Below are 12,210 nucleotides of genomic sequence, written 5' to 3' on the forward strand. Positions count from 1 at the left end.
CTGATATCAAATTTGGCTATTGCACTGAATTTATAATAATGTCTGAAAAAGAATTTACCGAGAAAGATGAAGCCGACTTTAAGCATTATCTTGAAGGACTGGGTGACTGTATAGTAGTGGTGGCTGATGATGAAGTGGTAAAAGTTCATGTCCATACTAATGATCCGGGACTCGCCATACAAAAAGCCCTTACTTACGGTCAGCTTACAAGTATGAAGATAGATAATATGCGTGAAGAACATCACGAAAGAGTGATTGAAAATGCAACTCAAAAAGCCAAAGAGCAAAAAACCGCAGAAGAAAATGCCTCTAAGCTTTCTAATGAACCAAGAAAAACAGACGGCTTCATAGCAGTATCAGCGGGAGAAGGACTTAGTGAAATCTTTAAGGGACTGGGAGTTGACTATGTTATCGAAGGCGGACAGACCATGAATCCAAGTACCGATGACATCCTAAATGCCATAGATAAGGTAAATGCCGATAATGTGTTCATCCTGCCTAATAACAAGAATATTATTCTTGCTGCGAATCAGGCGAAAGAGCTTACAGAAGACAAAAATATAATTGTTATTCCAAGCAAGACAGTGCCACAGGGCATTTCAGCCATTATCAACTACATCCATGACGGTGATACAGAAAGCAATATCACAAAAATGACCGAAGGAATGGAGTGTACCAAATCAGGCGAAGTAACTTATGCCGTACGAGATACGGTAATTGATGGAAAGACCATCAGCCAGGGCAATATAATGGGTATAGGAGATGAAGGTATAATCTCTGTTTGTGATTCAGTTGACAGAGCAGTTCTTGAAATGCTTGAGTCCCTCGTAGATGATGATGCGGGCATTATAAGTCTTTACTACGGTGCTGATGTTGGAGAAGCTGATGCTGATGCTCTTGCCAAAAAGATTTCTGAAGCTTATTCAGATTTAGATGTAGAATTACAATTCGGTGGTCAGCCTGTATATTATTATTTGCTTTCTGTTGAATAATTGTGAGTTTTATTTAATAGGAAATTTGGAAAAAATTTCCTATTAAATATATAAAAAATCCCCTGCAAGGTAAATCTTTGTAGGGGATTTTTCAATTCTTTTATTTTAAGCTTCCTTAAGATGCTTCTTAAGTATTACATAGCCTAAGTAAACTCCCACGAAAGCTAGAACAAAGGTTATAGCGGTAGACAATACTCCCATAAGCCCCTGAGTATACTGTATCTGTGCGTTCATACTCTCTTCTGTCATTCCTGCCCTTCCTACCCAGGCTGCCTTATACTGCTCTAAGAAAAACCAGGATGGAATAATAGCACCCCAAGCCTGACCTACATGCATAATACCTGAAGCCACAGCCAGTTTCCATATTTTAACTGTCTTGCCGTCTCTTGAAGCTATAAAGTCTGCAATTACAGCCATTACCATAGAACTTGCTACCCAAGGGATATAACCTCCTCCCATAATCCAGAATAACGCCATAAGAATAGCTGTCATAAATGTGAACTGCCACATCTTCCCTACTTTTCTTGACATAAATATCAGTACAGAACCTGTAATTACAGCACATAATCCCGGGCTTATAGCATGACCGAAAGGTCCGAGCGGAGTAATTACTACCATTACTATCATATAAAACACCATATAAAGTGCTGTCAGCAAGGCAATCGTCACCACATCTTTCATTTTAAAACTGTTCTTCATCTTTTTCTACCTCCATATTGTTAAAAATATTATTTAATTTACATAAGGTATTGTCCGTAAGTTCAAAATCCTCATGTACATTACCACTTTTAAGATAAACTATTCTATTTGCCACATTTCTGATAAATTCATAGTCATGGGAAATAACCAGCACTGCCGCATCTTTCTTAAGTCTTACTATCTCCTTTGCCACCTTCTTCATAGAAACTATATCCAGTCCGCTGGTAGGCTCATCAAAGATTATCAGCGGCTTATTACAGAGCATAGCCATTCCTATCTGAAGCCTTTGTTTTTGACCTCCACTTAAATCAAATGGATGCTTATCTTTGTAAGAATACAAGCCTAAATAACTGAGTGTTTCTTCTATCTTTTCTTTACTGTTATTTACAAGGGCAAGCTCGTTGTATACAGATGTTCCAAAAAGCTGAAAATCAGGATCCTGCATTATATAAAACGGAAGTTCCTTACAGTTTATCTCTCCATTATCAGGCTTTAATGTCCTGCACAAGAGTTTAGCCAAAGTAGTCTTTCCTACACCGTTATTGCCTACTAACACAGTTACTTCACCCTTGTTTAGTTCAAGACTTACACCTGTCAAAATATCTTTATAGACTACATTTTTTAGACTTGCAATCTTTTCTACATTTGTTTTTTTGTAAGGTAAAGGTAATTCTAAATCAAAAAGGGCAAAACTTCTGGTATCGTATGGACTTTCCTTAAACTCTTCCTCACTGTCAAACTGTTTTATTCTTCCGTCTTCAATAAGAAATACCCTGTCTATGAGCCCACTCAGATAATAAAACCTGTGGTCTGCAACTATTACCGTAATGCCTGACTTTTTCATCTCTGCTATAATTTTACCAAGCCTCATAGCATTGCCATAATCAAGATTGGCAGACGGCTCATCAAAAATTACTGCCTTTTGATTCAGTGCCATAGCAGAGGCAAGTGCAAGGAGCTGTCTTTCTCCGCTTGAAATTTCAAAAATATTTCTGTTAAGAAGAGGATGTAGGCTAAATTTTTCAGTCAAAGCCGTCAATCTTTCATCCATCTCTTTTTTTGAATATCCGTAGTTTTCCATAGGAAACACCAGTTCTGCAGTAGAATTTGTGGTAAAAAACTGACTTCTCGGATTTTGAAACACTGAACCAATATGCTTATTCAGCTCAAACATTTTAAGTTCAGCATATTTTTTATCTTCAAAATAAAGACTGCCCTCAAGACTCCCCTCTACGGTTTCAGGTATAAGTCCATTAAGGCATTTTAGCAGTGTGGACTTACCGCTTCCGCTATCGCCTGCAAGTAAAATAACCTCTCCTGCTCTAATATTAAAATTTATATCCTCTATTCCATCTTTTGACTGCTCATAGTAAAATTTCAGCTTATCCGCTTTTATCATATCTTCCATAACCCTGCCCATACAATTCCAATTATGAGTAACAATGCTAAACATCCATCACTCTTATTAAACCTCTGCTCATAATAAGAAGTTCTTTTTATATTCGCATCTATTCCCTTTACAAGTCCTGCTGAAGTTACCTCTTCTGCCAGAGCTGTACATCTAAATAACTGCGGTACTATAAAATACCTAAAACTTTCTATTGGCTTTTTCCAAGTAAATGCTATCCCTCTAAGTCTCATAGACTCCTTTATATAGCCAAATTCTCTCTTAAAAGTTGGTACATAGCGCAGGGTTATTATAACTGCAACCACAAGATTTCTGGGGAGTGGAAGCCTTTCAAGTGCGGATAGAAGTTCAGCAGTGGTATAGTCTCTAAAAAGGATTGTTGCCATCATAAAACAGGGCATAAATTGCATCATTAATACACAAAATATAGCAAGACTACCTACACTCAGTACAGTTGAAAAAAATATGTTCCCTCCCCACAATAATCCATATATAGAAATTAAAATCAAGGTTCTTTTTAACTTTCCGCTGATGACAAGCACTAGGGAGGCAAATGCCATAAGTATATAATTAAGTGGATATGCCGCCATAAACATAAACAGTGTAGGTATCAATAGATTGAAAAATAAAACCAAGGTCGGATTTATTTTTATAGCTTTTATTCTCATAATTTCCTCTAACGATTTATCTTTTAAATTAGTTTCGACTAACTCGCTTAGTCTACTCCTATATCTGCATTTAGTCAAGCAAAAAACGAGGGAATTTTCTGAATTTCCCTCGTTTTTTATCACATAACCGAAATTATTCATAAAATATCAGCTAATATACAGTATCACAAACCTACTTTCTAATGTACTCCCACAAATGAAATAGCAGGTGCTACTCTCGCATCTGTTATCTCTATTTTTAAGCCTGTTATTTCCTTACCGCTTAGTTTTACAATTCTCTTATAGCCTATTACAGTTCCGTCATAGACCTCGACCATCCCTTCTCCCTTCACATCCTCATAAACCTTGAACTTTTCTACTCTTTGGCTTAATAAAATATTCTCTTTTAATACAAGGTAAGATGCCTTTACTCCTTCTTTCCATGTAAGATTTATACTTAGCTCCCTATGTCCGTCCTCTGGCTTAAAGTAAGTTTCATAGCTGTCAGTTCGTATGCCGGTTATATCCTCTCCTCTGTCTCCTTTTTCAGGCAAAGAGATAATTTCCGCCTTATCAGCCAAATTCTCCTTAAAACTTTCTCTGATAAAGTCACCTAATTCTGCAAGCCTTTTAACATCATTTTCATGAAGGCATCCATCCTTCATTGGACATATATTAAGAAGTAATGCTGTATTGCCGCCTACGGATTTTAAATAAATATCCTTTAGGTTTTCAAGACTTCTTACCTTATCATCTTCTTCAGTATGATAGAACCAGCCCGGACGTATGGAAAGGTCTGTTTCCGCAGGGAACCAGGCAAGTTCAGGCTCATTTTTTAAGACTTCTCTGCTTCCAAGTTCTTCCTTGGTCGGATCTATGGCTCTTTTTCTAAACTCTTCACTGTCTTCCTGCTGGCTTAGTTCAGCCGTTAATGCAGGCGAAGTCATAGCCTTTGAGACTACACTCCATTCACTTTTTCTGACTATTCCTGCTTCATTGCCGCACCAGCGTACATCCGGTCCGCTTATTGAAAGCACTGCTTCAGGCTGTAATTCCCTTACTTTGGCATAATACCTCTCCCAGTCATACACCTGTTTCTTGCCATTAGGACCTTCGCCACAGGCTCCATCCATCCAAAATGTATAAATGTCTCCATAATTTGTCAGAAGTTCTGTCATCTGATTGATATAATAATCATCGTATTCCTTACCCATACCGTAGACGGCACTGTTCATATCCCAAGGTGAAAGATAGACCCCAAATTTAAGTCCATACTTTTTACAAGTTTCCGACAATTCTTTTACTATATCTCCTTTACCGTCTTTATAAGGAGAATTTTTGACACTATGCTCTGTATATTTAGAAGGCCAAAGACAGAAACCATCATGGTGCTTACATGTGAGAATTAGCCCTTTCATTCCTGCACTTACCACTGCCTTCGCCCAGCTTTCCACATCTAAATTATATGGATTAAAGATTTCAGGTGGCTCATCACCAAGCCCCCACTCACGATTTGTATAGGTATTGACAGTAAAATGAATAAATCCGTAGAATTCTCCTTCCTGGTATTCTACCTGCCTCTTAGAAGGCACTATGCTTACAAGTCTTTTATCAAGTTCTTCATATGCGTAACTCATTCTTTTCTCCATTCTAATCTATCAGCCTTTAACCGCACCAACCATTATTCCTTTTACAAAATATTTCTGCATAAAAGGATAAAATAAAAATATAGGCAGGGCTGCAAGTACTGTAATTGACATTCTTATTCCTTTTGAGGATATTTGCTGTATCATCGCTCCCGCATCAATACTTGACGTAGCATTTCTAAGCTGTTCCGCTATTCTCTGTGCCTCGTTTAAGTAATTATAAAGAAGATATTGCAGAGTTTTAAGTTCATCTACCCCACGGGTATAAATATGGTTATCAAACCATGAATTCCACTGTCCAACAGCCACAAAGACTGCAACTGTTGCAATTATAGGCTTTGAGAGCGGAAAGATTATCTTTGTGAAAATAGTAACAACTCCCGCACCATCAAGCTTTGCTGATTCCTCAAGAGAGGCTGGCAGTGACTCAACATAGGTCTTTATAAGAACTACATTATAGGCCGATACCATACCGGGTATAATATATACCCAGAAGGTATTTAGTAATCCATAGCTTTTAATAACAATATAGGTTGCTATCATGCCGCCGCTTATATACATGGTAAGTATAAGGAAACGGTAAAGAAATTTTCTATACGGCATATTTTCTTTTGAGAAAAGATAGCCTAAGAATGAGCAGCTTCCCACACTGAGAATAGTTCCGGCTACGGTTCTTGCAAATGAAATACCTATAGAAGGCAAAAATCCGTCCAGAGTAAGTATCTGCTTATAATTTTCCAAAGAAAATCCCGATGGTATAAGCACAGGAGGAATCTCACCTACCTTTGAAGGATCTGAAAGTGTGTAAATTATAACATACCAAAACGGATAGATACAAATAAATGTAATAAAAAGCAGAAATATATAATTAAATACTTGAAATACACGTCTTGAAGCAGAACTTTTAATATGATTATTCATACATATCTCCTCTCTATACTACCGCACTGCCACGTGCTTTTTTAGCCACAAGATTAGCAAAGGTCACTAAAATCACACTAACTACGGATTTGATAATACTTATAGCCACACCATAGGAATAATCCATATTTTCAAGCCCTATTCTATAGGCATAAAGGTCAAGAACCTCTATATTATCGGCTGTCATTGAGTTCTTAAAAAGCAAATACTGTTCATATCCTGTATTTAAGAAATTACCGATATTTAAGATGAAGAGAACAACAAAGGTTCCTATCATAGCAGGCATGGTAATATGGATTGCACATCTGAAATACCCTGCTCCGTCAACTCTTGCAGCCTCATACTGCTCCTGGTCTATTCCTGCAATGGCAGCAAGATATATAATTGAACTCCAGCCCAAGCCCTTCCAAAGTCCTAAGAGCGACTGGAAAATATATACCGCATTTCCATCTCCCAAAAGATTTTGTCCTTCTGTTCCTATTCCAATCTTTAAGAGCATTGTGGTAATAAGTCCATCTGAAGAAAATAGAGTAAATGCCAAAGAGAAAATAATTACCCAGCTTATAAAGTTCGGAAGAGTAGTAAAAGTCTGTACAATCTTTCTTACAGGACCGTTTTTAACTTCATTTAAGAGTATCGCAAAAAGCATAGGCAGTGGAGAAAATAATATACCAAGCATAGCGAATACGAATGTATTTGTTAATGCCCTCCACACATTTGCATCTGTAAATATCAACTTAAAATACTCAAGTCCTACGAACTCGCTGTCTTTTAATTTAACCCCCGGTATATAGTCAAAGAAGGCATATATCCAGCCAAATATAGGTACATAGTTAAATAACAATACTATTATCATAAATGGAAGGGCATAATATAAAAGTTTATAATCTTTTCTTGGTTTTGTCATAGTTAAAGCTTTAGTTTTTGACATTCAAACCCTCCGTTTCATATGCAAACGGCACGTGTTTTAAGACGTGCCGTAATATTTTTATTTCATGCTGTCAAGGTTAGAAACTGCTGTATTCCAATTTTCTTTCCACCAATTTACTGACTTTTCAACATTGGCTGCCTTTAAGTCTTCCATAAGTTTTGCCTTAGCTGCATCAAATTCAGCATCAGTCTTCGCCATTACAAGACTTGGAAGTGCTTTAACAGTGATTTCTTCAACATTTCCATCTATACGGTTAATATCTTTAGGAGCTGCCTGAAGTACCATTCTTATAGCAGACTTTGTATCTCTCATATCAATGTTCTTTCCTGCAGCAATTCCATTCTTAAGAAGGTCTGACGGAAGTGTAACATTAAGAGTTTCACACATATCCTTTTCAGCTGCTGTGAGTGTATCTACAAGGATATCATCTGCTAAAAAGAGGTTAACCATTCCACCATCTGCTAACACAGCATTATCTTCATATCCGATACTGTTGTACATATTCTTCTCACCGATACCTGACTTCTTAAGCTCGTCAGTTCTTGCACCATCTGTCTTAATTGTCTTAGTATCATCTTTAAGTACAGCCTTACCATCCTTAACTTCCCATCTCTCTCCAGTACCTGAACAGGTCTCTCTGGAAACTTCAGCACTCTGTAAATAATCAAGTACCATAACAGCTCTCTCTACATTAGGTGAATGTGAAGAAACAAAATAGTACTTTCCACTCCATCCTGCATTATTAGGCTCATTCGCCCAACCCATATACGAAGGAAGTAAAACGAACTCTTTTAATGTATTAGCATCCTTCTTTCTCTCATTGCTGTTGTATTCACCAAAATGCCAGTTATTCTGTCCTCCAAGATACTGTCCCTTGCTATATTTCTCCTGAATATCCTCACCCTTTGTTATAAATGCATCAGGATCAAGGAGTCCTTCTCTGTAAAGCTTGTTATAGAATTTGACACCTGCCCAGAAAGGAGTAACCTTACCACCTTCATCTACATCATAAATATCTGAAACAAGTTCGTTTGTCTTTACATTCTGTACATAAAGTCCTCCCTCAAGGTTAACATATCCCTCTGAAAGGCAACCCTTGTGGAAGTAAGCGTGTAACTTAGCATCATTATAGATTGAGTATGCATAAGTCTCATCACCTGACTCTGTCTTAGGATATTTTTCCTTCATTTTCTTTAATGCTGCTATGTACTCATCATCATTTGTAATTGCCGGAGTCCCTATTTCCTTATATAAATCCCATCTCACAGCATAACCAAAAGGAAGGATAGCTCCAAAGGTCTCTTTAACATTATCTGTTGTGACATGAGGTGTTACAAAATACTGCCCCTTTGCATCATCACTCTTGAAGTTCTTCATTACATTGTTTCTAAAGCTGAGTACATCTGTGAAGATATTAGGAGCAATAGCCTTGTAATCTTCAAGATTTACGGCGTGCTTTCCTCTTAATACACCGTCAATATTATCTTCGTTAATCTGAACAATATCTGTAGTATTTTCACCTGATAAGTCAAGGTTTAAGCTGTCTTTCTGATATCCCTTGAACTTAATGGAGCAGTTAAACTTTTTCTCAATTAAAGCAACAGTATCAGTAGGCCAATTTGTCTCCTCAGAATCCTTAAGGTTAAGTCCTCCAATAGTTATGTCAATATGTTGTGAAGTATCCGGCACTCCTGTATTAGAATCCGTACTTGATGTTTTTGCTGCAGATGTACTTGTCTTAGATGCTGTATTTGCAGCAGAACCTGATTTCTTTGAATCTGTCTTTGTGCCGCCACAGCCGGAAAACAGTGTTGCTGCCATAGTTACTGCACATAATAATGATAAAACCTTTTTACCTTTCATAAGTTCTCCTCACTTTCACTATTTTATTTATAGCTTATGGTTTTATTATAAGCATTTTTTACAAGGATATGTTGTTTTATTTTTATAAATCATTGTATTTTCTTACATTTTATTATTCTATACCATGATTTTTTTGTCTTTTTTTACTGTGATTTGACTTATTTTCAGAATCTTATTTGTACTGTCAAAGTACCTTCACTGTCTTGTTCAAGCCAGATATCTCCGGTATCTTTGTATAAAATATTAAGTCTCTTTTTTGCATTAGAAAGTCCTATATGTTCAGAGTTACCACTATTGTTTTTCAACATCTCGTTCAGAGCGGCAAGTTTTGCTTTATCCATGTTTACTCCGCTGTTACTTATAGATACCTTCATTACATCTTCTTTTCTAATATTTACTGTTATTACTCTTTTTTCAAGAGGATCACTCCCATATATGAAACAGTTCTCTATCATTGGCTGTAATATCATTCTTGGAAAATCTTCTGCCAGCAATGCATTATCACAGAAGACTTTATATTCCATTGTATTGCCATAACGTATATTCATCATAGAAACATAGTTCTCGCAGAAAATAAGTTCATCTTCCAATTTCCATAAAAAATCCGGATTTCTAAGAATTGGTGTTAAAATCTTGGCAAGGATTTCAAGTGCATTGGCAGTTACCTTGTTATTGGTCATAGCGGCCATCCACCTTATAGAATTTATAGAACCAAGCAAAAAATGAGGATTCATCTGATATTGCAGAGCTAAAAGTTCTTTCTTAGTTTTTTCCCTTTCAACTATCTTTATTTCTGATATGTATTGCTTTAATTTCCTAGCCATCAGATAAAATTCTGTATTTAACTCATCAAGCTCTTCCCAACCCTGGGGCTCAGGTTTTTTAATATCAAAGTTTTCTCCTTGCACAAGCTTCATCTGATCCATATGATACTGAATAGGTCGAGTATATCTCCTGCTCCAGATTATCCCCGCTATAAGTATTAAAATACAGCTTACCGCTCCTACAACTAAGCCAAATTCTTTTATATCATTCGTCTCTTTTAAATATGCTTCTTTTGGAATCAGATTGTATAATTTCCAGTTGAAATTTTTAAGTTCATGTTTTATGGTCTGAAAATTATCTTTAATTTCAAACTGTTTTCCGAGCCTGTCCTTTCCTGTTTCTGATATAACTATTCCGTCATTATTTACAAGGAGAGCGACACTTCCATTATAAACTACAGACTCATAGGTTTTTCTTATAGATTTTTCATCTACACTTGCTATAAGATAAGTATCCTGTTCTTTGTTATAACCATTATTTAAAAACTTAACTTCTAAAAAAGAAGGCCTGTCTGTTACCGGACTGAAATCCTTACCTTCATAGCCTTCCAGTTCAAAATTTGATACCCATATAGTATACGGATAACTTTCTGCAGCCTTTTTAAAAACCTCACTAAGTCTGCCATTAATATCAATTTCTCCACTTCTACTTCTTTTGTCTGTGGTAGACAGAAGAAATCTACCATCCCCTTTTACTAAAGAAACTGCGTATATATTTGAATTTAAGGACATCATCTCATCGAAATCCTTAATTATCTGTACAGATACTATTTTTTTGCTTATCTCATTTTTATATTCATCTTTTAAGTATTCAAAAGGCAGCCTTAGACTCCCATATCTATTTACTTCACCCTCTACTATACTTAACATTTTTTTAAGTTCTTTATCTGCCTGCTTGAATGTAGACTCCGCAATCTTTTTAGTATTATTTTCAAATTTATTTTCAAAATAGAGATATGTTATACTAAAAAGCAGAATAACTATAACTATAATAGATATAAGTATGGATAGCAGAGCCTTTATTCTCCAATTTACCTTTTTCTGTGGATTTTTGCCATTCAACTGTTTTTCCTCCTCCACTTTGCAGGAGAAACTCCCATTACCTTTTTAAAATATCGTGAAAAATATTCCTGATTTGGGAATCCATGCTTTTCGGCAATGAATGAAATCTTTGCATCACTTACATTAAATTCTTTTAATACTGCCTTCAACCTTACTTCATTTAAATATTCTACATAATTTTTTCCTATCTCTTTTTTAAATAATGCTGAAAAATATGCCGGTGATATACCCGCTACATTTGCCACCCTTGACAGACTGAGCTGCTCACCATGATTTTCATTAATATATGCTATAGCTGTTTTAATCGAATTATCCCAATTTGATGAGTTATTCACATCTTCCCCGGCTCTTTCATGCCGTATAAACCAATCTGCAAGCTTTTCCTTATTTTGTCTTACACTATGAGTATAGCCAAGCTTTATACCGAGAAAACTTTCCACCAGTTCATTTACCCTTCCTGTTCTCTTTTCAAGATTTTCATTATCATTGGGAAGAAATGTATAAAAGTTAACAAATTTCTCAAACAGTATGGTAACGCCTTCTTTAAACTGGTGAGTAATAAGCTCATATATAAATTTTACTGCCTCATTATTAATCTTTTCCCTATCTTCTTCTTTTAATGAAAATTTACAAAGAAATTTCATTTTTTCATTCTCATTCCAGATAGGCTCACTTCCCTCTCCCATCAAATATTTTTTCAGACCTTTTTCTAAAAATTTCCCCTTTTCAGGCTTGTCATCACCGCTTCTTCCTATCCCTATGAGGTATTCTTTTGTTTCTCTAAGCAGTTTATCTATCTCTTCCATGTTTATAGTTGCTTTTAATACATAACCATTTATCTTTAAAGGCACAAGCTTTCTTATAAGCTCAAAATCATCTATGCAGGAAATCACAATAATTGCACATTCTTTATCTATTTCCCTTATATTCCTGATAAGAGTATAACCATCCATAACATCCATTCTAATATCTGTGATAACCACATCAGGTTTTATCTTTTTAAAAAGTTCAAATGCCTCTCCTCCATCATCTGCCTGTCCTGCAAGTTCCATCGAATAATCACTCCAAGAGATAGCATTTTGAAGTCCTATGCGTACTAAAAGTTCATCTTCTGCAAACAAAACTTTATACATACCCTTCTCCCCCATCAAACCAATTTTGTCTCACTTCATCTTAATAAATTATACTATAATCTAAACATTTTGCAAAGAATAAAG

General features: G+C 36.0%; 10 protein-coding genes. 1 reads left to right on the forward strand and 9 read right to left on the reverse strand.

From position 1 onward, the window contains the following. The coding region (locus ACTTKP_RS04505) for a DAK2 domain-containing protein (protein ID WP_442552711.1) at window positions 1–992 on the forward strand (992 nt) is incomplete at its 5' end. A gap of 105 nt (window positions 993–1,097) precedes the next feature. Here the strand turns inward: ACTTKP_RS04505 and ACTTKP_RS04510 are convergent. The 9 genes from ACTTKP_RS04510 to ACTTKP_RS04550 form a co-directional block, all read right to left on the reverse strand. After that, window positions 1,098–1,691 carry an MptD family putative ECF transporter S component gene (locus tag ACTTKP_RS04510; protein ID WP_442552712.1) on the reverse strand — a complete coding sequence of 198 codons (594 nt, stop codon included), beginning with the start codon at window positions 1,689–1,691 and terminating at the stop codon, window positions 1,098–1,100. Beyond that, window positions 1,675–3,099, reverse strand: coding sequence for an ABC transporter ATP-binding protein (locus ACTTKP_RS04515; RefSeq protein ID WP_442552713.1), 1,425 nt, complete (start codon window positions 3,097–3,099; stop codon window positions 1,675–1,677). The genes ACTTKP_RS04510 and ACTTKP_RS04515 overlap by 17 nt, the downstream gene beginning before the upstream one ends. Then, window positions 3,087–3,767: an energy-coupling factor transporter transmembrane component T gene (locus ACTTKP_RS04520; protein ID WP_442552714.1), complete on the reverse strand. Its 681-nt coding sequence runs from the start codon at window positions 3,765–3,767 to the stop codon at window positions 3,087–3,089. The genes ACTTKP_RS04515 and ACTTKP_RS04520 overlap by 13 nt, the downstream gene beginning before the upstream one ends. 179 nt (window positions 3,768–3,946) lie before the next feature. After that, window positions 3,947–5,383: an alpha-L-fucosidase gene (locus tag ACTTKP_RS04525; protein ID WP_442552715.1), complete on the reverse strand. Its 1,437-nt coding sequence runs from the start codon at window positions 5,381–5,383 to the stop codon at window positions 3,947–3,949. 21 nt (window positions 5,384–5,404) lie between these two features. Next, window positions 5,405–6,313 (reverse strand): carbohydrate ABC transporter permease, encoded by a 909-nt coding sequence (locus ACTTKP_RS04530; RefSeq protein ID WP_442552716.1) that lies wholly within the window; start codon window positions 6,311–6,313, stop codon window positions 5,405–5,407. A gap of 13 nt (window positions 6,314–6,326) precedes the next feature. After that, window positions 6,327–7,244, reverse strand: coding sequence for an ABC transporter permease (locus tag ACTTKP_RS04535; RefSeq protein WP_442552717.1), 918 nt, complete (start codon window positions 7,242–7,244; stop codon window positions 6,327–6,329). 57 nt (window positions 7,245–7,301) lie between these two features. After that, complete coding sequence (locus ACTTKP_RS04540) at window positions 7,302–9,107, reverse strand: hypothetical protein (protein ID WP_442552718.1); 1,806 nt, start codon at window positions 9,105–9,107, stop codon at window positions 7,302–7,304. 164 nt (window positions 9,108–9,271) lie between these two features. Continuing rightward, complete coding sequence (locus ACTTKP_RS04545; RefSeq protein ID WP_442552719.1) at window positions 9,272–10,993, reverse strand: sensor histidine kinase; 1,722 nt, start codon at window positions 10,991–10,993, stop codon at window positions 9,272–9,274. Beyond that, complete coding sequence (locus ACTTKP_RS04550) at window positions 10,990–12,126, reverse strand: response regulator transcription factor (RefSeq protein ID WP_442552720.1); 1,137 nt, start codon at window positions 12,124–12,126, stop codon at window positions 10,990–10,992. Before ACTTKP_RS04550 ends, ACTTKP_RS04545 begins: the two co-directional genes overlap by 4 nt. Between the last annotated feature and the right edge of the window lie 84 nt (window positions 12,127–12,210).

The sequence above is a fragment of the Catonella sp. genome (genome assembly GCF_052169795.1).
GTDB lineage: Bacteria > Bacillota > Clostridia > Lachnospirales > Lachnospiraceae > Catonella.